General features: G+C 65.3%; 16 protein-coding genes. 8 read left to right on the top strand and 8 right to left on the bottom strand.

Annotated elements, in window-relative coordinates; translation table 11 throughout:
• Positions 1 to 176: 176 nt before the first annotated feature.
• The 5 genes from BDO18943_RS25380 to BDO18943_RS25360 form a co-directional block, all read right to left on the bottom strand.
• Complete coding sequence (locus BDO18943_RS25380) at positions 177 to 1,388, bottom strand: porin (RefSeq protein WP_175024526.1); 1,212 nt, start codon at positions 1,386 to 1,388, stop codon at positions 177 to 179.
• Between the two features lie 255 nt (positions 1,389 to 1,643).
• The gene (locus tag BDO18943_RS25375) at positions 1,644 to 2,222 is read right to left on the bottom strand and encodes a hypothetical protein (protein WP_043186784.1); all 579 of its coding nucleotides are present in this window, start codon (positions 2,220 to 2,222) and stop codon (positions 1,644 to 1,646) included.
• A 42-nt stretch (positions 2,223 to 2,264) separates the two neighbouring features.
• Positions 2,265 to 2,720, bottom strand: coding sequence for a VOC family protein (locus tag BDO18943_RS25370; RefSeq protein WP_175024553.1), 456 nt, complete (start codon positions 2,718 to 2,720; stop codon positions 2,265 to 2,267).
• A 95-nt stretch (positions 2,721 to 2,815) separates the two neighbouring features.
• A complete protein-coding gene (locus tag BDO18943_RS25365; protein WP_235996188.1) occupies positions 2,816 to 2,941 on the bottom strand; it encodes a helix-turn-helix domain-containing protein in 126 nt (41 codons plus the stop codon).
• Between the two features lie 209 nt (positions 2,942 to 3,150).
• On the bottom strand, positions 3,151 to 4,149 hold the full coding sequence (locus BDO18943_RS25360) for a GlxA family transcriptional regulator (RefSeq protein WP_175024525.1): 999 nt from the start codon (positions 4,147 to 4,149) through the stop codon (positions 3,151 to 3,153).
• A 144-nt stretch (positions 4,150 to 4,293) separates the two neighbouring features.
• Here BDO18943_RS25360 and BDO18943_RS25355 point away from each other — a divergent pair, with 144 nt between their 5' ends.
• The 8 genes from BDO18943_RS25355 (at position 4,294) to BDO18943_RS25320 (ending at position 18,300) form a co-directional block, all read left to right on the top strand.
• The gene (locus BDO18943_RS25355; protein WP_175024524.1) at positions 4,294 to 5,268 is read left to right on the top strand and encodes an NAD(P)H-dependent flavin oxidoreductase; all 975 of its coding nucleotides are present in this window, start codon (positions 4,294 to 4,296) and stop codon (positions 5,266 to 5,268) included.
• Between the two features lie 238 nt (positions 5,269 to 5,506).
• Complete coding sequence (locus BDO18943_RS25350) at positions 5,507 to 6,613, top strand: ATP-binding protein (RefSeq protein WP_175024523.1); 1,107 nt, start codon at positions 5,507 to 5,509, stop codon at positions 6,611 to 6,613.
• A gap of 8 nt (positions 6,614 to 6,621) precedes the next feature.
• Positions 6,622 to 6,765, top strand: coding sequence for a hypothetical protein (locus BDO18943_RS25345; protein WP_175024522.1), 144 nt, complete (start codon positions 6,622 to 6,624; stop codon positions 6,763 to 6,765).
• Positions 6,766 to 6,775: 10 nt separating this feature from the next.
• On the top strand, positions 6,776 to 9,262 hold the full coding sequence (locus BDO18943_RS25340; RefSeq protein WP_175024521.1) for a DUF5682 family protein: 2,487 nt from the start codon (positions 6,776 to 6,778) through the stop codon (positions 9,260 to 9,262).
• Between the two features lie 100 nt (positions 9,263 to 9,362).
• Positions 9,363 to 10,487, top strand: coding sequence for a vWA domain-containing protein (locus BDO18943_RS25335; RefSeq protein ID WP_175024520.1), 1,125 nt, complete (start codon positions 9,363 to 9,365; stop codon positions 10,485 to 10,487).
• On the top strand, positions 10,484 to 12,730 hold the full coding sequence (locus BDO18943_RS25330; protein ID WP_175024519.1) for an SWIM zinc finger family protein: 2,247 nt from the start codon (positions 10,484 to 10,486) through the stop codon (positions 12,728 to 12,730). Before BDO18943_RS25335 ends, BDO18943_RS25330 begins: the two co-directional genes overlap by 4 nt.
• A gap of 168 nt (positions 12,731 to 12,898) precedes the next feature.
• On the top strand, positions 12,899 to 17,161 hold the full coding sequence (locus tag BDO18943_RS25325; RefSeq protein WP_175024518.1) for a WGR and DUF4132 domain-containing protein: 4,263 nt from the start codon (positions 12,899 to 12,901) through the stop codon (positions 17,159 to 17,161).
• A gap of 89 nt (positions 17,162 to 17,250) precedes the next feature.
• On the top strand, positions 17,251 to 18,300 hold the full coding sequence (locus BDO18943_RS25320; protein WP_235996187.1) for a hypothetical protein: 1,050 nt from the start codon (positions 17,251 to 17,253) through the stop codon (positions 18,298 to 18,300).
• A 268-nt stretch (positions 18,301 to 18,568) separates the two neighbouring features.
• Here the strand turns inward: BDO18943_RS25320 and BDO18943_RS25315 are convergent, their stop codons facing one another.
• The 3 genes from BDO18943_RS25315 to BDO18943_RS25305 are packed head-to-tail and all read right to left on the bottom strand — an operon-like array spanning position 18,569 to position 24,863.
• Positions 18,569 to 19,015 carry a toxin-antitoxin system YwqK family antitoxin gene (locus BDO18943_RS25315; protein WP_175024516.1) on the bottom strand — a complete coding sequence of 149 codons (447 nt, stop codon included), beginning with the start codon at positions 19,013 to 19,015 and terminating at the stop codon, positions 18,569 to 18,571.
• 17 nt (positions 19,016 to 19,032) lie between these two features.
• Positions 19,033 to 23,685, bottom strand: a complete 4,653-nt coding sequence (locus tag BDO18943_RS25310; RefSeq protein WP_175024515.1) for an RHS repeat-associated core domain-containing protein — start codon at positions 23,683 to 23,685, stop codon at positions 19,033 to 19,035.
• Positions 23,682 to 24,863, bottom strand: a complete 1,182-nt coding sequence (locus tag BDO18943_RS25305; protein ID WP_175024514.1) for a hypothetical protein — start codon at positions 24,861 to 24,863, stop codon at positions 23,682 to 23,684. The genes BDO18943_RS25310 and BDO18943_RS25305 overlap by 4 nt, the downstream gene beginning before the upstream one ends.
• Positions 24,864 to 24,919: the final 56 nt, after the last annotated feature.

The raw sequence follows: 24,919 nt of genomic DNA, 5'->3' as shown, positions 1-24,919 counted from the left end.
TTTTTTTGCGCCGACGCGACAGACCGGGCGGCATTCTTGCCTTCGTGCGGGGCGATGCCACAGCGAAAAGGCCGCGCACGGGCGCGGCCTTTTCGGCTCAGGGGCATGACGATCGGGCAGTGCCGGAACGCATGCCTTACGCGGTTGGCGTAGCGGCGTTGCGCCGCGCCGCGTCGTCAGAACTTGTGCCGCAGCCCCAGTGCGACGACGACCTGGTTGCTGTTCGCCGACGGCGTCAGCGTCCAGACGGTCGCGTTGAATGCGGGATTGCCGTTGCCGCCGCTCACGCTCTGGTAGACGCCTTCGAGATACGCATCCGTGCGCTTCGACAGCGCATAGTCGGCTTGCGCGACGACCTGGTTCCATTTCGGGCGCGTCTGGCCGGTGCGCGTGTCGAAGCGGCCCATCGTGTACGTGTACGCGGCCGAGAGGCTCAACGCACGCGTGACGAAGAAATGTCCGTCGACCGTGAAGTTGTCGAACACCAGCGATTCACCCTTCAGCGGTGCGATGCCGCCGCCCTGGAGGACACCCGTCACGCCATCGGTGGTCGAATGCGACCACGCGGCGCCGACCGAATGCGGCCCGAACGCATAACGGCCGGCGGCGGCCCAGATCTGCTGGTTGCCACCCGTGATCGTCGCCGAGCCGTCGACTGTGCTGAGTGCGCCATTCGGGTTCGGCGCATTGCGGTCGCGGCTGATTTTCAGGTAGCCGGCGCCGAGCTTCAGCGGCCCGTTCGCATACGACACCCCCGCGCTCCAGGCCGCGTTGTTGGCGAACTGGCCGGCCGTGTTCGAGAACCCGTACATCGCACCGAACGTCAGCCCCCGGTACGTCGGGCTCGTGTACTTCACCGCGTGATTGATGCGAAGGTTGCGGTTCGAATCGTCGTTGTCGTACGGATGAACTGCCAGGTTGCCGCCCCAGCCGGGGCCGGACGCGCCGAGCGGCGTCACGAAATCGAGGATCAGGTCGTACTGGCGGCCGAACGTGAGCGTGCCGGCCGTCTTCGAACTCAGGCCGATCCAAGCCTGGCGGCCGAACATGTCGACGCCTTTCTGCGACAGCGCGCCGGTGGTGCCCGAGAAACCGTTCTCGAGCGTGAAGACCGCGGCCGTCCCGCCGCCGAGATCCTCGCGGCCGCGCAGCCCCCAGCGCGACGCGTTAAGCGCACCGCTCGTCATCGCGACGGTGCCGCTGCCCGGCGATCCGGCGCCGTGCGAGCGCTGGTTCGTCGCGTAGGTGATCGACGTATCGATCAGGCCGTACAGCGTCACGCTGCTCTGTGCGTGCGCGCCGCCCGGCGCGAAGGCGGTCAGGCTGGCGGCAATGGCGGTCCCCGCGAGTCGCGTGCTGGCGTGCTTGGTCAATTTGTAGGAATGCATAGGAGTTTTTATCGTTTTTCCGGCCCGGTGGCCGGCGGATCGAGCGGCCATTATTGGAGATCGCGCGGCGGTCGATTAAGGCGTTGCACAGGAAAGGTCCTCTGCGAAATCGCTCGGAATCGCGGCGGGACGGAAGACGAGGGCGTGCGGTGCGGTGGAACGCGCGCGCCGGGTTGGCGATGCGTTCCAGCGCGACGTCGGGGGATTCAGGCGGCCATCGCGTGATCGTCGATCGAGCGATCGACGGCGAGCAGTCTAACGGCGAGCAACCGGCAGAGCGGCTTCGACGCCACCGCTGCGATACGCGGCGCGGACGGCGATCGCCCAGGCTTCGAGCGCTTCCGGCGAGAGCCAGGGCCGCAACCGAACCGCGACGCGCGGCAACGCGGCAAGCTGATCGCGCAGGCGCACGATCGACTGGCAGCCACGGAATGCCGACGATCGTGCATCGGGGCCCGACGCGGCTTCGGCGAGCTCTGCCGTCCACTCGACGCCGCGGTGGCCCCTGACTTCGTCGAGGTGCGGCAGATGACGCGCGTCGCCCGATAACGCGATCAACAGCGCGGCCCATTGCGCGCCGCGCCATCCGTGGTTCATGTCGCGCGTGAGGTCGGCCAGCAGCGCGTCGTCCAGCACGGACAGGCTTTGCTGGCACAGGTAGTGGAAGTCGAGCGGCTGATAGCGGACCTGCGGGTAGTCGCGCAGCACGTGCCCGAGTTCGGCGCCGGTCTCGACGGCGGCGGCCAGGAATTGTTCGGCCGGCGCGGGACGGTTCAGCAGCAGCGTCGGCACGCTCCGGTAGAGCCGGTGGATGTCGTCGGGGTGATAGTGCATCGCGAATGTCGGAGTGATCGACCGGCGCGCGCGGTGCGCCGTTCAGGTTTTCTGCTGGCCGCCGGACAGTAGCGCCGTATAACGCCGCTGCATTTCATCGGGTTCGACCGCTTCGATCGTATGCCCGATCAGCCATTCGTAACCGAACGGGTCGCGAATCTTGCCGGAACGCTCGCCGTAGAACTGGTCCTGGATCGCGCGTGTCAATTGCGCGCCGGCCGCGACTGCGGCGGCGATCGTCGCGTCGGCGTCGTCGACATGCAGGTGAAGCGACATCGGCGCTTTGGCATCCGGGTCGAGGGCAAGGATATCGTATTCGGGGAACTCGTCCGAGATCATCAGCGTGCATGGCCCGAGCTGCAATTCCGCGTGGCCGATGCGTCCCGACGGCTCGACGAGGCGGAATTTCTCCTGCGCGCCGAACGCCTTCGCATAGAACGCGATGGCGTCGTCCGCGTGTTTGGCGCGCAAATAGGGAAAGACTTCGTGAATCGCCATGGTGCCCTCCGGGTGATGGGGTGGGTGTCGCTCGATCCTGTCGGGCCTCGCGGGCCCGGTCTTGAACAAGATTTGCCGCCGCACCTGACATCGGGTCAGAGCGGAACGTGAAAGCCGTTCGCGTTCGCGCGTTGCCGGTCCTCTTCCGGCGACAGCCCCGTGAACGCGCGAAACTCGCGGTTGAAATGCGGCTGGTCGGCATAGCCCGCGGCAAAGTTCATTCCGGATCGGAGGCGGCGGGTACTCCGCCCAGACCGAGTCGATGAAGGGCGGCAGGGCGCCGCCGGGGCGGCGGCTGACGATCATGCCTTTTACCGTGTCATGAACGGCGAACACGCCGATTCTACAAACGAATCGCGTGGGTGGGGGACGGGCGGCGATGGCGAGCGGATGCTGACCGGTGGACTGTCATCCGCAATCCGCCGATCGGTCATTGTTGTGATTCCGCAGCGGGTCGAAAGCGATCACGATACGCACCCGGGCTGAGACCGACCTTCTCCTTGAACAGCCGGCAGAAAGAGCTCGTATCGCTGTATCCCACCTGGGCCGTGATCCGCTCGAGGCTGAGATCGCCGGCCTCCAGCAAACCGCGCGCGGCTTCGATGCGCAGGCTCTGCAAATACCGCAAGGGCGGCTGATTCAACGCGGCCTGGAATCGGCGGATGATCGTGCGCTCGCTCACGCCGAGATCATGCGCCATCGCCGACATCTTCACGTCCTTCGCCATGTTCTTCTGCAGCCAATGCTGTGCGCGGTGAACCAGCGAATCGGCGTGCGTCTTGTCCGTCAGCAACGGGAGGTACGGCGATTGCTTGGTCTGGCTCACGTCGATCAGCATCGTTTTGGCGCACTGCGCCGCGATGATCGCCCCAGCGAAACGCTCGATGACATGGATGGTCTGCAGCAGGTAGGACGCTGACGCACCGGCACAGATCAGTCGATCCGCTTCGGTGACGACGGGTTCCAGTTGAAGGTCGACACGGGGAAACCGGCTGCGAAACTGGTCGGCCAGCCACCACGTGGTCGTCGCAGGCCGTCCGTCCAGGAGACCGGTGCTGGCCAGCACGAACGTGCCGGTGCAGTTTGCCGCAAGGTAGGCCCCCGCGTTCCATTGCGAAACCAGCCAGTCGCATGCGGCAGACTGTCGTGCCAGCAACTCGTCGAACGCCTTGCCGCTCGCATAGTGCGCGCTGGGAATGAAAACCAGGTCGAACTTCTCTTGCGGCCGGATCGGCTCCGTGTTCAGTTGTAGCCCGTTGCTCGCCATCACCGGCTTCCCGGTCGGAGACAAGAACCGCCATTCGAACTGCGCATGTCCATCGCCCCGCTGTCGCCGCAAATGCGCGTTCGCAATCTGGAGGATGTCGGCGAACCCGCCCAGGCTGGAGGCGTAGCAATCGTCATACGCAAGGATGGCGGCGCGGGGCATGGCGTGTCGGATATCGCACTCAATGTGTCAGTTTAGCCAATGTACGGCAATCCGAACTGCGAGGAAACTGTCCAAATCCACCGGGGGCCCGTCGCGTTTCCGGCATGCGAAGGCGCTTTCGTCTCAACCTGAACCGAAAACATCATGAAAACCAGGATCACCGAACTCTTCGGCATCGACTATCCGATCATCCAGGGCGGCATGCATCACGTCGGGTACGCGGAGCTGGCGGCAGCCGTCTCCAATGCCGGTGGCCTCGGCATCATTACCGGCCTGACGCAGCGATCGCCGGCGGATCTCGCTGCCGAAATCCGGCGTTGCCGCGAGATGACCGACAAGCCGTTCGGCGTGAACCTCACCTTCCTGCCGACCGTCACCTCCCCCGACTATCCGGGCTATATCCGGGCCATCGTCGAAGGCGGGGTCAAGATCGTCGAAACGGCCGGCAACAACCCGCAGCCATATCTGGCCGCGCTCAAGGACGCGCATGTCAAGGTGATCCACAAGTGCACGTCGATTCGTCATGCGCTCAAGGCGGAGGCTATCGGCTGCGATGCGGTCAGCGTCGATGGATTCGAATGCGGTGGCCATCCGGGCGAGGATGACATTCCGAACTTCATCCTGCTGCCGCGCGCGGCCGACGAGCTCAAGATCCCGTTCGTGGCCTCCGGCGGCATGGCTGATGGCCGGTCGCTGGTTGCGGCACTTTCGCTAGGCGCGGATGGCATCAACATGGGGACGCGCTTCATCGCCACCCGCGAGGCGCCGGTGCACGAAAACGTGAAGCAGGCGCTGGTCGCGGCGACCGAACTGGACACGCGTCTGGTCATGCGCCCGTTGCGCAATACCGAGCGCGTGCTGCGCAACGCCGCGGTCGATCGCATCCTCGACAAGGAAAGCAAGCTCGGCGCCAGTATCCGGTTCGACGATATCGTTGAAGAGGTCGCCGGGGTGTATCCGCGCATCATGAAGGAGGGCGCGCTCGATGCGGGCGCCTGGTCGTGCGGCTTGGTCGTCGGGTTGATCCGCGATATCCCGACCGTGAAGGAACTCGTCGAGCGCATCGTGAACGAGGCGACGGAGATCATTCGCGGTCGGCTGGCAGGTATCGCGGGTTGATATCGATGTGAGACACGAGATGCCGCTGGCCTTCGGTGACGAACGAGCGGCGTTGAACGCGCGATGAGCAGCCTGTTGCGGTGTTCATCGCACCCGCTCCATCGCGAACCGGTGCCCGCGATCGAATCGCGCGATCGCCAAAACGCATGTTGACGGATCTTGTCGCCGCGCAGCGATATAATTCGCGCTCCGAGGGCATTCGAGCCCGACCGCGAATACAAGACAAGAAGAAGCAGACATGGCTCCGTCTCAACCGCATGCATTGCAGCGTCCGCCCGCTGAAGTCCTGTACGCCGATCAGCTCGCCGAGCTGAAGGCGCAGGATGGCGGCCAACCCCGTCCGCCGGGCTGGCAACTGAGCCTGACGGCCGCCCGTGCATTCATTGCCGGCGATCGCTCGCTCGGCATTGCGCCGAAGATCGTCGCGCCGATCGCAAGCATCGAGCGCATGCTCGTCACGCTCGCCACCGGCCGCGGACTGATGCTGGTCGGCGAACCGGGTACCGCGAAATCGATGCTGTCCGAGCTGCTGGCGGCCGCGATCAGCGGCACGTCGACGCTGACGATCCAGGGCGGCGCATCCATCACCGAAGACCAGATCAAGTACGGCTGGAACTACGCGTTGCTGATCAACGAAGGACCGAGCCCGCGCGCGCTCGTGCCCGCGCCGCTGTACCAGGGCATGCACGACGGCAAGATCGTGCGCTTCGAGGAAATCACGCGCGCGCCGCTGGAGGTGCAGGACTGCCTGCTCGGCATGCTGTCGGATCGCGTGATGGCGGTGCCCGAACTGCATGGCGAACACGGGATGCTGTATGCGCGCGAGGGTTTCAACATCATCGCGACCGCGAACACGCGCGATCGCGGCGTGAACGAGATGAGCGCGGCGCTCAAGCGGCGCTTCGATTTCGAAACCGTGTTTCCGATTCTCGACTTCGACAGCGAACTCGCGCTCGTGCGCGAAGCCAGCGCGCGGCTGCTGGCCGGCAGCGGCATTCCGGCGGCCGTGCCGCAGCCGGTGCTGGAACTGCTGGTCACCACGTTTCGCGACCTGCGCGGCGGGACCGGCGACGGCACAGGCAGCGACGGCGCGATGGATCGGTTGACGGCGGTGATGTCGACAGCCGAAGCGGTGAACGTCGCGCATGCGGTCGGGGTGCGCGCATGGTTCCTCGAGCAACGCGAAGGATCGCCGCAGGATCTCGTCGACTGCATCGCCGGCACCGTCGTCAAGGATAACGCCGACGATCGCGCAAAGCTGCGCCGCTACTTCGAACAGAAAGCCGCGCGGCGCGAAGGGGCGCACTGGCGCGCGTACTACGCGGCACGCCACCGTCTGCCGTGACGCGCGACATGAATGCGACCGATCACGGCGGCATGCCGGGGCGGGGACGGATTGCGCCCGACGCGTTCGACGCACACGGCGTGCGCGGCATGCACGGCGGCAAGGGCAGGTCGGGCGCCATCGTCGGCGCCGCATGCATCGACGTCGACTGACGGGCGCCGCATGCAGACCGAGACGTCCAGCAACCCGCACATCGTCGGCATCCGGCATCACAGCCCCGCCTGCGCGCGGCTGGTGGCCGAGCGCATCCGTGCGCGGCGGCCGCGCTACGTGCTGATCGAAGGGCCGGCCGACTTCAACGGCCGGATCGACGAACTGTATCGCCCGCACCGCCTGCCGATCGCGATCTACAGCTATCTGTCCGGCGATGCCGCGCATTACGGCTCGTGGACCCCGTTCGCCGAACATTCGCCGGAATGGCAGGCGTTGCAGGCGGGCCGCGAAGTCGGCGCGACGGTGCGCTTCATCGACCTGCCCGCGTGGCACGCGGCGTTCTCGCAGCTGGAGAACCGCTATGCCGATGTCACGGACGCCGAACACGAGGCACGTGCCGACGCCTACGAGCGCGCGCTGGCGGACACGCTTGCGGTGCAGGGGCGCGATGCGCTCTGGGACCACCTGTTCGAGAACGTCGGCGAGACGCCGGACGCGCTGGACGAGCTCGCGCAGCGCCTGTCGACCTACTTCTCGCATCTGCGCGACGCCGATCCGGGCTCGCTCGGCAACCAGGCACGCGAGCGGATGATGGCGCGCTGGATCGCGTGGGCCGTCGCCGAAGCCGGCGGGCGGGCGGACGACGTGCTGGTGGTCTGCGGCGGCTATCACGCGCCGGCGCTGGCACGACTCTGGCGCACGCTGCCGGCCGCGTTGCCCGATACGCCCGAACCCGGCGCGCTCGACGGCGGCGCCTGCACCGTGCTCGACGGACAGGCGGACGACGCCTGCGGGCCCGGGACGGATGCGAATACCGCCGACGGGGCCGCCCGCAGCGTCCGCTACGGTTCCTATCTCGTGCCGTACACGTTCAAACGCCTTGACGCATTCGCGGGCTACGCGTCGGGCATGCCTTCGCCGGCCTATTACCAGTGGGTCTGGGCGTACGGCGCGGAAGAGGCCGCGCGGCGTGTGCTCGAGAACGTGATGCAGCGGCTGCGCGCGCGCAAGCTGCCGGTATCGACGGCCGACCTGATTGCCGTGCACGTGCGGGCCGAAGGGCTGGCACGCCTGCGCGGGCATGCGCGGCCGCTGCGCTGCGACTGGCTCGACGCGCTGGCCGGCGCGCTGGTCAAGGACGCGCTCGACGCGCCGCTGCCGTGGACCTATCGCGGACCGCTGCGGGCCGGCACCGATCCGGTGCTGGTCGAGGCGATGGCGGCGCTGGCCGGCGACGTCGCGGGCGAGCTTGCGCCCGGCACGCCGCAACCGCCGCTCGTCGCCGCGGTGCGCGACGAGCTGGCCACGCTCGGCATCGTGCTGCGCGGCACGCTGACGCTCGATCTGCTGACCGATGAAGGTCGCGCGCGCAGCCGCGTGCTGCACCGGTTGGCGCTGCTGCGGGTGCCCGGCATCGTGCGCTGCCAGGGCGCGCAGCTTGCGATGTCGGGCGAGCGCGACGAGGTCTGGCAGCTCGGCGAGCCGCTCGAGCAACAGGCCGCGCTGATCGAAGCCGGCGCGTGGGGCGCGACGCTGGCCGACGCGGCGCGCGCGCGGCTCGAGGATGAATTGCGTGAGGCGGGCGGCCGCATCGCGCCGCTCGCGGACGGGCTGAACCGCGCCGCGTGGGCCGGGCTGGCGGCACTGAGCGACAGCTTGCTGGACACGCTGCACGACGCCGTCGCGCGCGAGCAGCGCTTCGAATCGCTCGCACCGGCGCTCGGGAATCTGCATACGTTGCTGCGTCACGGCCATCTGCTCGGCATGCACGATGCGCCGGTGTTGCGGATCGTCGTCGAGGCCGGTTTCGATCGCGCGCTGTGGTTGCTCGAACCGGCCGCCGCGCTGGCGCCGGGCGATCTCGATGCCCATGTGCAGGGGCACGTCGCGCTGCGCCGGATCGTGGCCGACGTGCTGGCCGGCGCCGAGGGTGTCGCTCACACGCCGCTCGCGATCGAGCCGTTGCGCGCGCTGGCCGTCTGGCGGCGCAAGGCGGCCGATACCGCGGCGGCACCCGCGAGTCGCGGCGCGGCGCTCGGGGCATTGCTCGATCTCGCCGCGCATGCCTGCGCCGACGACGGTCAACCCGTCGCCGGCATCGACGATGCGATGGCATTGCTGCAGGCGATGCCGGCCGCCGCGCTCGGCGATGCGCTCGGCGGATTGCTGGCGCTGGCGCGCGAGACGCTGGCGAGCGCGCCTGCGTTCGTCGCGGGCATGGATGCGACCGTGCGCGCACTCGACCACGCCGATTTCGTGCTTGCGCTGCCGGGGCTGCGCGGTGCGTTCGCATGGTTGCCGCCGCAGGAGCGCGGGCGGCTTGCCGATCAGGTGCTCGCGCTGCACCAGGCGACCCACCTGTCGCGACGCGTGCTGACCGAGCGGCACGCGGAAGAGGCATCGCCCGAGGCGGCCGCGCACGCGGCACGCATCGAGGCACAGGTGCTGGGCCGCTTGCGGCGCTGGGGGCTGACGCCCGATCCGGAGGCATCGTGACGCGCCGATCGACGGGCCGCCGCGCGCCCGGCTTCTCCTTCCTTCACCCCGAGGCCGCGCCGTCACGGCACCACGCGGCGCGGTTTCCACGAGTCCTGCCATGCCGCTGAACATTCCCGGTCCGCTCGAACGCTGGCGGCTGCTGCTCGGCGAACCGGCCGAAACCGCGTGCGGCACGCCCGGTGCCGATGCGCAGGCCGCCGATGCGGCACTCGAATGGCTGTACGGTCGCGACGGCGACCGCGCGCAGCGTGGTGAGCGCGGTGCCAACCTTGGGCCGTCCGCGCTGAGCACGCCGGACTGGATCAACACGATCCACACGCTGTTTCCGAAAGAGGTGATCGACCGGCTCGAACGCGATGCGGTCGAGCGCTTCGGTATCGACGAAGTCGTCACGAACCTCGACGTGCTGGAGCGGATCGAGCCGTCCGAATCGCTGCTGCGCGCCGTGCTGCACACCAAGCACCTGATGAATCCCGAGGTGCTGGCGGCCGCGCGGCGGCTGGTGGCCGAAGTCGTCCGGCGCATCATGGAGCGGCTGGCGACCGAGGTGCGGCAGGCCTTCAGCGGCACGCGCGACCGGCGCCGGCGCTCGCGGGTGAAGGTGGCGCGCAATTTCGACTACACGCGCACGCTGGCCGCGAACCTGCGCCACTGGCATCCCGAACGGCGCAAGCTGTATCTCGACACGCCGGTTTTCAACAGCCGCACGCGTCGCCAGGTCGAGCCGTGGGATATCGTGCTGCTCGTCGACCAGAGCGGGTCGATGGTCAACTCGGTGATCCACAGCGCGGTGATGGCAGCGTGTCTGTGGCAATTGCCGGGCATGCGCACGCGGCTCGTGGCCTTCGATACATCGGTGGTCGACCTGACCGCCGACGTGTCCGACCCGGTCGAGCTGCTGATGAAGGTACAGCTCGGCGGCGGCACGGACATCGCGAAGGCCGTCGCGTATGCGCAATCCTGTGTCGCGAATCCCGCGCGCACGGTGGTCGTGCTCGTCAGCGATTTCTACGAAGGCAGCAGCGGCTACGAACTCGTGCGCCGCGTGAAGGCGCTGGCCGAGAGCGGCGCGCGCGTGCTCGGGCTGGCCGCGCTCGATTCGGCGGCCGAGCCCGCGTACGACCGCGAGATGGCCGCGCGGCTCGTGAACGCCGGCGCGCAAGTCGGTGCGATGACGCCCGGGCAACTGGCCGCGTGGCTCGCCGAGAAGGTGCAGGGATGAGCGCGCCGATGCGTGACGACCTGCTCGAACTGACGCCGGAGGCGCTGACCGCGCTCGCCAACGCCGGGTTCGTCAAGCGCGCACAGAAGGATGTCGCGGCCGGCGCGATGCCGGCGCTGACCGTCGACGGCGACGGTACGGTGCACGCGTCGTTCGACGACGGTGTGCGGACCAGCCTGCCGCCGGGGCGGACCTTGCGCGATGCGGCGTGCAGCTGCACCGCGAGCGGCATGTGCCGGCATCGCGTGATGCTGGTGCTGGCTTATCAGGCGAGTACGCCGGCGAACGAAGCGGCCGATGCGGCTGCGTCGGGCGATGGACATGCAGGCGGAGACGGCAAGGCGGGGCAGGCCGATCCCCGCGACGAATCGATCCGCGATCCGAATGACGCAACGCGCGGCGAAACGCGCGACGGCCCGGACGATGCGTCACCGGACACCGACACGAACGGCACGTCGTCCGCGGATCGCGCATGGAGCCCGGCCGATTTCGACGATGCCGCGCTGGCGGCGAGTTTCGCGCCGTCGGTGCTCGAACAGGCCGCGCGCCTCGCGGTCGCGCGTCCCGTCGTGGCCGTGCAGCCGTGGTCCGACGTGCAGTCGTCGCCGATTGCACGCCTGCCGATGTGCACCGTGCGGTTCTTCTCGCGGCGCTCGCTCGCGCATGCGCGCTGCGACTGCCGGCAGGGTAGCGGCTGCGCGCACGTCGTGGTGGCCGTCTGGGCGTTTCGCCAGGCCGGCACACCGGCCGACGGCGCAACGGAGACGATCGTCGAGGTGCGCCCGCCGGCCGGCAATGAAGCGGAGAGCGACGACGACCGTTCACCGCTGCGCGACGACGCGGCGCATGCGTTGATCGCCGACCTCGACGGGCTGGTGCAGGCCCTATGGCTGGACGGTTCGAGCCAGCCGCCGATCGCGCTGGCCGCGCGCGTGGAGTCGTTGCGCGGCCGTCTGCGCGAGCGCGGCTGGCAGTGGGTCGACGACGCGCTCGACGAAGCCTGGCAGCTCGTGCTCGCGCAGCATGCGCGCAGCAGCCGTTTCGAGCCGCTGCGGCTCGTGCGCGTGCTGGCCGAACTGTGGGCGCGCCTGCGCGCGGCGATGGGCGCCGCGACGCGGCCCGACGGTGCCGCGGTACCGGCCCGCCAGATGCTCGGTATCGGCGTGAAGGGCGAGGTCGAACTCGATCATCTGCGGCTGGTGTCGCTCGGTGTCGAGCTGTGGGCCGACGAAGCGGAAGAGGGGGCGAGCGTGCTGTTCGCCGATCCCGATACGCAAACCGTGATGGTGCTCACGCGAAACTGGCCGCGTGCCGCCGACGTCGCGGCCGGCGGCCGGGCGCAGGATCTGGCCGGCCGCCGTGTCGCGGGTTTTCCGCTGCGGCAGATCGCGGCCGGGCAGGTCGTCACGAAAACCGCGAAGCGGCGCGCGAACGGTGCGGTCGACATCGCGGCCGGCGTACGACAGACGGGTGTGCTGCCGCTGTCACCGAAATCCTGGGACGATCTGGCCGCGCCGATCCGCCAGCCGGGCATCGCGGCGCTTGTGGCGTACCTGCGTGACGCGCTGCCCGATTTCGTGCGGCCGAGACAGGCGGCGAATGGGGCGGCGGCCGGCGCGGCCGGGTCGCTGCACGTCGTCGCGTTCGAGCCGATGGTCGTGCGGTCGGTTCACTGGGATGCGGCCGCGCAGGTGCTTCACGCCCGGCTTGCGCACGGCGAAGCCGCGACAACCGGCGTGGACGGCGACGATGTGCTGCACCTCGCGCTGCCGCATCGCGCCGTGGCGCCTGGCGCCGTCGATGCACTGGCGCGCGCGCTGGCCGGCGAATGGGGCGCGTTGCGCGCACTGGCGGGCACCGTGCGCCTGCATGCGGGCACGGCCGTGATGCGGCCGCTGGCCGTGCTGACCGCACAGCGCGCCGTCGTGCTGCAGACCGAAGCGACGGCGCCGCAACCGCTGCCGCTGGCCGGCGGGCGCGCGCCGTTGCCCGAGCTGGTCGCGCTCGCGGAGGACACGCTGGCGCTCTTGGCCGAGTGGCTGCGCCAGGGGATGCGCCATCAGGGCGGCGGCGCGGTCGAGCGTGCGCGGGCGCAGGCCACGCGGCTGGAGCGGGCCGGCCTCGCTCACGCGGGCCGCCTGCTGCGCTTGCTGGCCGACGGCCTGCGTGCCGCGCAACCGGCGTCGCTACTGACGCAACTGAGTTCGCTGACGTTGCTGTTGCTGGGCATCGTCGAGCAATGACGGCATGACCGTCGACCGGGCGAGCAGGTCGCGCCCGACATCGCGAGTCGTCGTGCAGGATGCACGGATCGCGGGATGAATGAACGAGAGGGCGTCGTGGCTGCCTGGCGGCCACGGCATGCAGGCGCGGCATCGTGCTGCGTCGTCGATCCGAGTGAGAGGGAACGGATGCGTCGTTTTGAACTGATCGAAGGCAATTCCAGCAAGTTCTGGGAAGTGGAGCAGGACGGCTCCGGGCTCAATATCCGCTGGGGCCGCATCGGCACCGCGGGTCAGAGCCAGACGAAGTCGTTCGCGGACGACGCGAAAGCGCGCGCCGCGCTCGACAAGCTCGTCAAGGAGAAGACCGGCAAGGGCTATGCGGAAGTTGCGGTGGCGGCTGGCACCAGCATCGGCGCGACCGCCGCGAAGCCGCCGGCCGCGGCGCCGTCGGCAAGCTCGTCCGCGGTGTCGGAGGCATCGACGGATGCAGAACCGGCGGCGAGTACGCAACCCGCGGCGGTGACGGCGGGGAACAGCACGGCGCCCACGCCGTCGCCCCAGCTGGCCGCATCGACACCGGCTTCTACGGCCACCTCCACCACCAACCCCGCACCCGTGCCGCCCGTTGCCGCCGAAAGTTTCGATGCCCAGTGCGAGCGCGTCGTCGAGACCATGCGCGCGGAGATCGCGAACGGCGACATGAAGCCTGGCGAGCGGCTGACGGTCGCTGCGATCAAGCGCCGCTACAACGTCGGTGACCAGGGCGCCGCGATGGCGTTCGACCTGCTCAAGTCGCGCCGGTTGCTGTATGGCTGGGGAACGTCGGCCGCCGTGCACGACCACGCGCAGGCGACCGCCGTGGCGCTTGGCGAGGCGGTGGCGACCGAGGCCGCTGCGCCGGCGCCCGCAGCGCCCGCGGTCGCCGACACCGGCGCGCCGCCGTGGCTTGCGCACGGCGACCCCGTGCGCCTGTCGCCGCAGATGCAGCGCGAAGCGTTTGCGTCGCGCCGTTTTCCCGTCGAGGTGACCGTGCTCGACGTGCGTGCCGCGTGGCTGAAGATCGAAAACAAGGACAGTTACTCGCTCGACATCGGCGCGACCGACGCGGCGCTGCGCCCGGCCGTCCAGCGGATGCTCGACCGGCAGGCCGCGCGCACGCCGATCGCCGGGCCGGTGGCGGATGCCGAAGCCGACGCCGCGCTGTTCGCGCTCGCGATGACCCTGGGCGACTATCACGGCGAAACCACGATCGGCCGGCCGGTCGTCGGCTACCTGATCGCGCAATACGGCCTGACGGGTGCGATCGACGTGCTGCTCGACGCGTTGAAAATCCAGGTGCACACCGACTACGACCGTCAGGCGCAGCGCCGCGTCCATCGTTTCACGACGAATGTCGAAGGCCCGGTGCGCGGTAGCTGGCGCGGGCCGATCTTCGGCGGCGAGGCGGCGCTGCGCGAGTATCTCGCCGCCGCGAGCGAAGCGGACTGGCAGGCCTGCGTCGACAGGATCGAGGCCGCACTGCCGGCGCTGCACCCGACCCGCCAGCCGATACCGGCACTGCTGCTGCCCGACGCGCCGCACGTGTCGAATGCACTGGTGCGCCGGCTGGGTGCGGAGCGCAACGTGCCCGAGACGCTGCACTGGATGCTGCTGACTGCGACCGACCCCGACGCGATCGCGGTTGCCGCGAAGATCCGGCCCGACAGCTTTGGCTATTCGTTCTGGGGAATGTCGCGGATGGTCGCGACCGTGTTGCGCGAGCGCGGCGCGGCGGCGTTCGATGCGCTGGAACGCGGCGCCGCCGACGATGCGGCGGGCGATGGGCTTGCCGCGATCGGCACGCCCGACGCGGTGGCCGCGCTGGGCAAGGTCGCGAGCGGTTCGAAGGGCGCGCTCGCGCGCCTGTCGCTGTCGCTCGATCGCTGGCCGGTGGCGGGCATGGTCGCGCTGTCGCGGCTCGTGGCCGCGGGCGGCAAGGATGCAGGGCTGCTGACGCCGAGCCTGACACGCCTGCTGCGCGCGCACGCGGCGCAGGTCGACGGGCTGCGGCCGTGGCTCGACGCACCGGCACAGGCTGTGATCGACAAGCTGCTCGCGCTGCTGGCCGGCCCGGCCGACGTCGCATCGGCCGACGAATTGCCGGGCGTGCTGGCCGCGCCGCCGTGGCTTGCCGCGCGGCAAAAAAAGGCCGCTGCGCTGATGCTGGAGCCGCTCGAACTGGCGGCGATCGAATGCTGGGACGAAGCGAAGCGCAACCAGGCGAAAACGCCTGGCCAGTGGGAGGCGAAGCGACTTGCCGAGGCGGCGAAGGACACGTTGACGCTGGTTGCCGGCCTCGGTTTCGACGCGAGCAAGAAGTACTACGGGCCGCTCGGCGAGGCCGCGGCAAAGGCGATCCGGCAAGGCGACGCGCCGGCGTTCGTCGCCGCGTGGCGCGGGATGATCGACGAGCGCAAGCGCGAGCGGTACTTCTGGTACACGCTGCGCGCCGAGTACCTGACGCTGTTGCCGGCCGCGGTGGCGGTCGATATCTGGAATGCGATTGCGGGCGATTTCAGCACGGCGGGCGTCAACATGATGATGGCAACCTTCGGCTTGCCCGCGTTGCCCGGCCTCATCGCAGCCGTGCGCAGCAAGCCGACGGAGAATTTCGGCGGTGCGCTGAACTACGGCGCTGTCGAATGCGCGCCGATCGCGGCCCGCGCATTTGCGAAGCTGAAGACGTTGCGTGACGAAGGCCGTACGTGGCTGCTGAAGTTTCCCGAGCATGCGGCCAGCGGCCTGATCGCGCCGTCGCTCGGCAAGCCGGGCGAAGCGCGCGACTGCGCCGGCGCCGCGCTGCGTTTGCTGCAGGCGAACGGCCACGAGGCGCTGCTGATGGACGTCGCCGCGCGCTATGCCGACGACGCGGTGCAGCAGGCGGTGCGCGCGGTGCTCGACGAGAGCCCGCTCGACCGTTTTCCGACCAAGCGCAGCAAGCTGCCCGAATTCTGGCAGCCGCGCGGCTGGCGCCGACCGGTGCTGAAAAACGGCAAGGCGTTGCCGGACGACGCGCTCGACCATCTCGGCCAGATGCTGACGTTCCCGACCAATGAAGAGATCTACGGCGGCATCGACGTCGTGAAGGACGCATGCACGGCGGAGTCGCTGGCCGACTTCGCATGGGACTGCTTCAACGCCTGGCTCGATGCCGGCGCGCCGGGCAAGGAAGGCTGGGCGCTGACCGCGCTGGGCCTGTTCGGCAACGACGATACCGCACGCAAGCTGACGCCGCTGATCCGCACGTGGCCCGGCGAATCGGCGCATGCGCGCGCGGCGACCGGCCTCGACGTGCTGGCCTCGATCGGCAGCGACGTTGCGCTGATGCTGCTCAATGGCATCGCACAGAAGGTCAAGTTCCGCGCGCTGCAGGACCGCGCGCGCGAGAAGATTGAGGCGATCGCGGAAGCGCGCGGGCTGTCGTCCGAGGAGCTGGAGGATCGCCTTGCGCCGGATCTCGGGCTCGATGCGCAGGGCACGATGCTGCTCGACTTCGGTCCGCGCGCGTTCCAGGTCGGCTTCGACGAGACGCTGAAACCGTATGTGCGCGAGACGGGGGCCGACGGCGTGCCCGGCGCGCGGCTGGCGGACCTGCCGAAACCGAAGAAGACCGACGATCCGGTGAAGGGCAAGGACGCGGTCGAGCGCTTCAAGCTGCTGAAGAAGGATGCGCGCACCATTGCGAGCCAGCAGCTTGCGCGGCTCGAGGTCGCGATGTGCGGGCGCCGCCGCTGGACGCCCGAGGTGTTTCGCGCGTTTCTCGCCGAGCATCCGCTGGTGCGCCACCTCGTGCAGCGCCTCGTGTGGGGAGTGTACGAAGTCGACGACGGCGGCAACTTCGGCGGCACGCTGAAGGCCTGCTTCCGTGTGGCGGAAGACGGCACCGCAGCTACGGCCGACGACGACGCGTTCACGTTGCCGGAAGGCGCGACGATCCGCATCGGTGTGCCGCATGCGCTGGAAATCGCGCCGGCCGATGCCGCCGCGTTCGGGCAGGTGTTCGCCGACTACGAACTGCTGCAGCCGTTCGCGCAGCTCGGCCGCGACGTGTACCGCCTGACCGACGATGAGCGCAACGGGCGGTTGCTCGAACGCTGGAAGGGCGTCAAGGTACCGACCGGCCGCGTGCTCGGGCTCGTCAACAAGGGCTGGCGCCGCGGCCAGGTGGAGGATGGCGGCTGCATCTGGTATTTCACGAAGCCGCTCGGCGCCGGCAAGGTGATCGAGCTGTCGCTCGACCCGGGGATCATCGTCGGGGCGATCGACATGTATCCGGATCAGGCGCTCGGTGCGTTGCAGGCCGGTGCGCCGTCGAACTGGGGCAGCATTCGCGAGCCTGATGCGCTGTCGACGCTCGACGAGATCTCGGCCAGCGAGTTGATCCGCGATCTGGAAGGGATGCGGGAGTAACGCGCGCTTGCCACCGAAGCGGGCGGGCGTTGCCCCGTCCGCTTCGGTCACGCCAACGTCGATCGTTCTTGCTTGCAACAACACCCACCATGACGCTGCTCACACCTGAATTCCTTACCGTCCTGCACCGGCCCGTCCTCGACGAAGCCGATCTTTTCACGATGGACGACTTCTTCGAACTGACCGAAGTCGACGACTTGCGCGAGCAGGCGCAGGATCGTGCCCGCGCCGACGCCATCCTGCGCGCGTGTGCGGCCGAACTGCCGGCGCTGCATCCGAATCGCGCGGCGTTGCTGGCGCTGCTCGGTGGCGCGATCGTCGAGCGCGGGGCCGATCCGCGCATCCTGTTTCCTGCCGCGCAGGCGAGGCTTGGGGCGTGGCTGCCCCAACTCGCGCCGTTTTGCGCAAGGGCGGTCGAGGAGGGCGACGATGAAGCCACCGACGACGAACGACGCGACTGGCAGGCGGCCCGGCAGCAGCTCGATGCACTCGACGCTCAGCAACGCCGGGAAGTCGATGCGTTACGGGACGCGGTCGATACGCTCGTCTTGCCGCTGATGGCCATGCTGATGCGCGATCGTGACAATCACGGCGACCTGATTGCTGACGCCGCGCTGCAGGCGTTGCTGGACAAAGTAGCCGACAACGACAGTTTGCCGTCCGACCAGTTGCACTTTCTATGCCGCGCGTCGGCGTTGAGCTACGAACCGGAGTGCGTCGTCGTGCTGCCGGCTTCAGGCACCGGCTTCGTCGCCAGCGCGCACGCGATCAACAACACGTTCCACGCGTTCACGCTGCTCCAGCGCCTGATCGGCGAACACGCGCAGACGCTGTGCGTCGGCAAGGCGATTGCGCCGAGTAACGGCGACGAGGAGCTGGACACCTCGGAGTTTCACTGGCTGCAGGCCCATGCGTATGAGAATGGCGTGCTGGTCGACAACCTTGCGCTCGCGTGGGGCGAAGCGCCGTTGCGCAGCCACCGCAAGCACGGCAAATGCGTGCTGATCGCACTGGAGACGGAAAAGGGTATCCAGCGGAGCTGGGATGGCTTCGGTGGCGTGTTCCATCCGGCGCAGAATCCGTCCGTGACGCTGGTGCGGTTCCTGACGGCGGATGAGGTTGCCGTGTATCTGGTTTGATGCGTTGGCTTCGGCGGATTGACCTTGAATCGGTCCAGCTCGCGCATCGTCATCGTGATCGTCCCAGTCGCGTTCATCGCCGGCGCTCCCAAACGGGTGGTCGACGATCAAACTAATGTCGAAACACGACATCTCTATTTAGCGGAAACACGACATCTGAACTTGGGACTCACAAACGAAAATGTCGATAATTCACGTTATGTCAAATCAAATTGATGCAGCCCAACAAGAGCTGACGTGACCGTGCGGATCCGGTGTTTTGCTCTGATCAAGTTTGCGCGGGCTCAGATTCATCGTCGCCGACGTTCTTGCCTCCTCGATAAATCTGGCGAAGCTTCTCCAGAAATTCGTACTGCCCGTCGTCCTTCGACAAGACGTAATCGCTTAGGAGATTGCCTTGTTCGTCCCACAGCTTTTCGTGAAGCGCTATGCCATATTCGTATTCGCCATCGCGTTCGAGTTGGCCATTGTCATGCCAGGTGCGGGCAGCCCCATGGAATACGTCCCACGAGTACATAGCTTCTTTCACCAGCGTGCCGTCATCGTTCCACTCTCTGGAGAGCCCGCATCTAAGTCCATCAACATATGATGTTTCCTCTTCGCGTACCCCCATTTCATTCTCTGAATATGCGACTCCCGAGAATGGAGTGGCTCCAAGATAAGTCAGACCATTGCTCTTGTAGGTCAGATCTGACATAGGTGCTTCACGATTCATGTATTTCCTCGCTCTCGTCACAGTAATTCCGCGGCTTCCGCTTCGGCAATTTCATGATGGACGATTGCTCCATCCGTAATTGGGTTGCAATGATCGCACCGAGGCATGGCCTCAACAGTATCGCCAAATGAACCATTTTTCTCTTTTATCTTTGCATTGTAAATCACCAGATTTCCTATATCGGTATCTCCCCGGGCTCGCAATGCCGCTACAGTTGCATGAACTTCAGAATGTCTCCCCGGGATGCCGTTGTTGAATGAGTGATTCTGATCATCCGAGCAGCATGTGGTGACTTTGTTGCCGAGTTTTTTTATGCAATTTTGGGCTGTCGTTATAATTCTATTCCTTATCATCATATCAGAATCTGTTGCATGAAAATGTGGAGGCCAATCTTGATTTTGCCCAAAATATGCGCGTCGATTTTGCTTGTCGACTACGACAGACAAACAGGGGCGAGCTGAGGAAGGACGCGCCCTGAGATCGATGCCACGGATCGTTACGGTTCGTTTCTTTACGGGGCGCTTCAAATTTGAATTGAACGAATCTAATGCCTCTTGTGCTAGCTTCTTTGCAATGGATTCCGCCACCTGCTCGTCTGACGCATTTTCGCCTAGTTTTGCCTTTTCGGAGTTCCATTCTTCGTCAGAAATTTTCACGTGATCCGGATTTTCGTGTTTGCACTCCGGACACTTATTTTTTTCAGATTCGGGTGTTTCGACAAAGCAACTTGGTTCGCAATTTCCACCTTTGGTCGATTTGTGGCCGTCTTTGACGCAAGCCAAACCGGTCGCGTCAATAAATACGAGCGGATTCGAGGGGTAGGCATACAGGTTGATGCCGCCCGATTGACCTATGGGATCGGACTGCAGGTACCGGCAAAGACCCGGGTGGTACGATCGAAATCGATTGTAATGAAGCCCGGTCTCGTTGTCATAATGATGGCCGGCCCACCGAAAATCATAATCGATGGTGTTCCCCGGAGCGACAATGATTTTCCCGTACGGGTCTATATCCAATGCGCTCCAAACCGTTTGACCTTCCGAGTTCTCGATTCGCTCGGGCAGCCCAATCTGGTTCGATTCGATGAAATATTCGGCCCCCTCTTTCGGATCTGCGTCCAGATCTGAATAGTCAATGAACATGAAGGGAACAAACGCCAGATCGTTTGCATACAGGTATAGTCTAAGACGGTGATCCGGTGCTATTTCGGCTGCCAGGCGATCACCTTCCCAATAATATTCAGTCCGCTCGGTACCAATTTGCTTGAATTGTCGCCGCGATAGCCCGTCATATTTCGCTGTCCAGATCTCCTGACGATCGCTCCACTCAATTCTTGTCAATAAGTCCGTGCTGTCGTAATGAAATTCGATGCAGCGCCCATCATTCCCGATTTCCTCGGCCAAATGATTGCGCGTGTTGTAACGGTATCTGGCTCTCGAGGTTGTATGAAGTCGATTGCCTTCCGTGTAGCTGAGTCGCTCCAATTCTGAATTGGACAGGACATTTCCACCGCGGTCGTAAGTGAAGTGGCGCACAGGCATCCCATCGCAGATTTGACCGATCAGGCGGTGCGCTAAATCATATAGATATTCGGTTTTACGTGATGAACTGTCGAATGCTCGATTCAGTTCGCCGGTTGCACTATAGTCGTACCTAACCAGGCGATTCTGTGTTGGCGCAATATCCGGCCATTGGAGCCGACCATGACATCGACCCACGGAATCAAAGAGATAAAGTAAATTTGTGCCGCTTCCCAGACGTAGAAGAATCCGCCCACTCTTGTCTCTCAGAATTCGATGGACGGCTCCCGTTGGCGTATGAAATGAGATTTCGCCTTCAGAGATCGCTTCGCGCCGTACCACGAAGCGGTCGAGATACTTCGTGTACCTTGAACCATTTGCAGTGTGGCGCACTATGCCAATGCCATCGCGCATATCGCTGATCAATCGACCGTCCAGATCATATTTGATGGCGATATCGAATATTTCTGTTGATGCTTTTGTGATTTTTCCGCGTTGATCATATGCATAGCGATGTGTTTCGCCACTTGCCAGCGTTCGCTTTACGGGTAACCCGCACTCCCCTATCTCCAGGTGAATCAAGGTGTTACCGTTGCTGTCAGTTTTTCTGGTTATGTGATCGTCAGCGTCGTATTCGTAAAGCTCGCGCAAGGTGTCATGACGCAGGACACTCTTGACTCGTCCGCGATAGTCGTAGGTGTACTCACTTTGATTTCCGTTCGCGTCGACGATCGACTCGATTTGCTCCTTCTGGTCGTATCGATACTGAATTCGGTTCCCAAGGGGATCCGTTTCCGTCATGCACATGTTCCATGACGCATATTCGTAAGAATAGTTGCGTCCATCGCCGTCTTGCCGTTCGATAACGTTCCCAGCCGCGTCGTGCAAGAATCGCTCGGTGCCTCCGCTTTGGCTGTTGCTGGTCACGATCCAGCCCGCAGGATTGAGAACGGTGGTGTTTCCCAAGCGTGACATTGCGATGCGCTCTACGATCGGTGCAATCAATCGCTCCTGCTCGGGAGGCAGTTGTACTGAGCCGGAAAGGTCGGTTGGTGCGGAATCGCCCCACTGCATACCAAGCGGTGTGCCTGGCAGGAAATCGGGGGGCAACTCCGGCAGGACGGGCGCTTCGTCCTTGGGTGGCCAGATATTGCCCCACTGATCCACACGTCCGGTATTGCGTCCCCGGTCATCGTAAAGCCAGTGTATGACCCTCCCGCCAGCGCCTACCTCACTGTCGATACGTCCGTTCTTGCCCAGGACATACTCCATGGAGCCCTGATAAGGATCGACTACTCGAGTAATCGTCCCAGCATCGTTGTAAAGAACGCACCAGACGCCACCATCGCTCTGCGTGACGATGGTGCGCCCTGGGTGATACTGGAATTGTGTTCGCCAGAGTCCGTCCTGCCCTGTAGTCTCAATGCAACGACCTGAAACGTCGTACCGGTAAATGAATGAGTATCCGTTGGCATCAGTGGAGCGCATCATGCGGCGCGATGCATCGAACACGTAGTTGGAGGATAAGCCAAGCGCGTTTTCGCACCTGATCATGCATCCCCTTGGATCGTACGCATATCGTGCGACGCGACTGGTTTGCCCGCCAGTTTCCGTCAGCCGGACTTCAACAATGTGCCCGTCGTCATCATGTTGAAAAGCAACGATCCGGCTGACGTTGCCCCTGCCGTCATGCTGCGCGATCTGAGCGAGGCGCTGATTTGTGTCGTTGCGTAGAACACTTCGTTTGCCATCTCGGATTTGAGCGATGCAAATTGCTGACGGAGCGTTATATTCAGCTCGATCGAAATCGATCTCACCTTCGATTTCGTGTCGTATGGTAAATCGATGCTTGCCAGACTGAACGAGTTCATAGCCGTCTCCATCCCGTCGATAATGACCGTCAGGCTGTTGCGCGAAGAAGACTTCGGTGCCGCTCGGCGCGATGTAAACCGCGCGAGTTCGAAGGAATCGGAGTTCGTGTTGCCAACTGTGGCGATATCCGTACCCTAGTGGGCTATCCAGTTTGCTCCGGCCACTGCTGTAGAAGCGGCTCCACTCAAATGAAACGACTTCGTTCGTCTGGTAATCCTGGAAGTCGTTACGGACGTCGCCGGTCACCGCACTAACCGGCTCCCCCCAAAATTCGCAAGCCAACTCCTGCAGAGGCTTCGGCAACTTCGGCCGGACCTTCTTTCCGATCCCATGCTTGGCCTTGTGCCACATCATCTGCGAGTCCGGCAGTGGAAATCCGCCAATCAGCACGGTTGGGTCACCCGCGAGCAGCGTGCCCATACTCGGCTCGATACCGGGATCCTTGCCCATCAGGTTGCTGAGCATCATGAACGCGAGGTCCGCAGCCGTCTGGGCGGCCGTCATTGCAGCCGCGGCGATTTCTCCTTGCGACGCGTCATCGGCAGCAGTCGCCACCCCGGACGCTGGCCCGACCGCCGCATTGCCAAGCTTCCACACCTTCCCTGCCCGCCCCAGCAACTTCGACCGGCCGGACACCTGCGCCGCCTCGTTCGCCACCTCCTCGCCTTTCTCGGCAGCGCTCGCCGCTTCGCCGCCGGAGTGGCCCATGTGCCCCATCGGATTACAGTGCCGCGTCATGTCGATTCCCATGCGCGCAGCACGCATCCCGCCGATGAACGTATTGCTCGAGCCGGTCTGAATGTCGAAGTACGGCGTTATCCCGCCACACGTCGGCGCAATACCGATATCCAGTACACGTGCCGCTGGAATGCCGCCAATCAGCACGCTCAAGCATCCGCTGCCAATGGTCGCCCCGACACTTGGCAACGGAAAACCGCTGCTCGGCGGGTGACTATGCGCATGCGGCGTACCGAGGTGCGGGACGCCGATGGTGGCCGCCGGCATTCCCGGCATTTTGTCGAGCAGCGGAATCTGCGCGATGCCGGTGTTGAGCAACTGCGACGGCATGCCCTGCAGGGATGCGAGTGAATTTACTGCGTCACTGACGTGGTGGAATACGCTGCCGTCCGACGTAAAGGTCTGCTTGAACGGATCGAAGGTCGACTTGACTGTATCAAGCAGCGAATCACACGCGGTGTCCGCGCTGGAATGCGAATGCGTCGCATGGCTCTCTGACGAACTGGATGCGCGCGTCAAGCTGGTTTCGGATTCACTCATTGCCACGCCCGTTCATATCCTGACATCCCATCAAGGGCTGCCGACTGCGCAGCGCCGCGCAAGCGAGCTGCGTAGACCGGATCCTTCTCCAACTCATACGCCCTCGCCTCAATTTTCAGACCGGCGTTCCCGTAGAGCGAAACGAGTCGATCGAGGAGGGAAATCCGTTGCCGTTCGCAGCCGAACTTTTCGCACAATCCCTTCGCGGCGATCCAGCTCTTCGCAGCTTCCGCCGCCTGGCCACACGCCAGTAGCGCGACACCGCCCTTCTCCATCGCCTCGATCTTCGTATGCACGAGCATCAGCCTGCCGGCGGCACCGCTCGCGAGATCGAAGTAAGTCGCGGCCTTGGCATGCTCGCCGAGCGTGTTGCAGCAGCTACCCGTCGCCATCAGCGCATTCAGCGCGACCAGCAGGTTCCGGCCATCGAGCGCAGCCGGCAGCGCGCGCACGTACCAGTCCTTCGCATCGCGCGGCGACCCGTGGCGCAAAGCCACATCGCCGAGGCCGTGCAATGCCACTGCGCAGCCTGTCGCGTCCTTACGCTCGGCGTGGAAGGAAAAGAGCGCGTAGTACTTGCGCTGCGCTTCGGGCAATCTGCCATGTGCAAGATCGATCCCGGCAATCTGCAGCAAGGCACCCATGCGCTGTTCGAGCGAATGCGTCGCATCGTTCGCGATGTTGACCAGATGACGGGTCGCCTTTTCGGACGAGAAGTCGACTGGAAGAATCAGCACATGCTCGGCCTTCTTCTCGCGCGCCAGTGGAATCAGGCACGGATGCTTCCGGTCGTCGCGGATGCAGAACCGGTGTCCTTCCATCCACGCCTCAAAGCCGTTCAGCGCCAGGCATTGCAGCACCAGCTTCGCAAAGCCGCCGAAATCGCCCATCGGTGACGGCAGCCATGCCCATACGACCTTGGTGCCTTCCGGCATCAGCGTGCGAACGTGCGTGACGGCATCGCGCAGCCGTGTCGACGGCGAGCGCCTTGGGTCGGTGCATGTCAGCGGCAACGGCGGCCAGGCTGCTTCACCGCGTTCGATGCGCGCACTGCTCGCTTCGTCGATCTGACGTGAAAGCGCTTCCATGCATGTCTGCAAATACGCGTCGGCAGAGTCGCAAGGAAACGGAAAATTCAGGAAAACCGCATCGCCGAGTCGTTCGTCGAGCGATTGCATCATCTTGAGAACCGGCACGAGGTCGTTGTCGGTTGCTTCGATCAACAGCGTCGGAT

The sequence above is a fragment of the Burkholderia aenigmatica genome, from assembly GCF_902499175.1.
GTDB classification, from domain to species: Bacteria; Pseudomonadota; Gammaproteobacteria; order Burkholderiales; family Burkholderiaceae; genus Burkholderia; species Burkholderia aenigmatica.
This window is presented reverse-complemented; position numbering and strand designations above follow the sequence as displayed.

Bases quoted from the DNA above. Each gene is read 5' to 3' on its own strand.
- BDO18943_RS25360 (WP_175024525.1), bottom strand. From the start codon at position 4,149: ATGCCCCGCGCCGCCATCCTTGCGTATGACGATTGCTACGCCTCCAGC.
- BDO18943_RS25370 (WP_175024553.1), bottom strand. From the start codon at position 2,720: ATGGCGATTCACGAAGTCTTTCCCTATTTGCGCGCCAAACACGCGGAC.
- BDO18943_RS25310 (WP_175024515.1), bottom strand. From the start codon at position 23,685: ATGAGTGAATCCGAAACCAGCTTGACGCGCGCATCCAGTTCGTCAGAG.
- BDO18943_RS25325 (WP_175024518.1), top strand. From the start codon at position 12,899: ATGCGTCGTTTTGAACTGATCGAAGGCAATTCCAGCAAGTTCTGGGAA.
- BDO18943_RS25305 (WP_175024514.1), bottom strand. From the start codon at position 24,863: ATGCAATCGCTCGACGAACGACTCGGCGATGCGGTTTTCCTGAATTTT.
- BDO18943_RS25345 (WP_175024522.1), top strand. From the start codon at position 6,622: ATGAATGCGACCGATCACGGCGGCATGCCGGGGCGGGGACGGATTGCG.
- BDO18943_RS25315 (WP_175024516.1), bottom strand. From the start codon at position 19,015: ATGAATCGTGAAGCACCTATGTCAGATCTGACCTACAAGAGCAATGGT.
- BDO18943_RS25335 (WP_175024520.1), top strand. From the start codon at position 9,363: ATGCCGCTGAACATTCCCGGTCCGCTCGAACGCTGGCGGCTGCTGCTC.
- BDO18943_RS25320 (WP_235996187.1), top strand. From the start codon at position 17,251: ATGACGCTGCTCACACCTGAATTCCTTACCGTCCTGCACCGGCCCGTC.
- BDO18943_RS25375 (WP_043186784.1), bottom strand. From the start codon at position 2,222: ATGCACTATCACCCCGACGACATCCACCGGCTCTACCGGAGCGTGCCG.
- BDO18943_RS25365 (WP_235996188.1), bottom strand. From the start codon at position 2,941: ATGAACTTTGCCGCGGGCTATGCCGACCAGCCGCATTTCAACCGCGAG.
- BDO18943_RS25350 (WP_175024523.1), top strand. From the start codon at position 5,507: ATGGCTCCGTCTCAACCGCATGCATTGCAGCGTCCGCCCGCTGAAGTC.
- BDO18943_RS25355 (WP_175024524.1), top strand. From the start codon at position 4,294: ATGAAAACCAGGATCACCGAACTCTTCGGCATCGACTATCCGATCATC.
- BDO18943_RS25340 (WP_175024521.1), top strand. From the start codon at position 6,776: ATGCAGACCGAGACGTCCAGCAACCCGCACATCGTCGGCATCCGGCAT.
- BDO18943_RS25330 (WP_175024519.1), top strand. From the start codon at position 10,484: ATGAGCGCGCCGATGCGTGACGACCTGCTCGAACTGACGCCGGAGGCG.
- BDO18943_RS25380 (WP_175024526.1), bottom strand. From the start codon at position 1,388: ATGCATTCCTACAAATTGACCAAGCACGCCAGCACGCGACTCGCGGGG.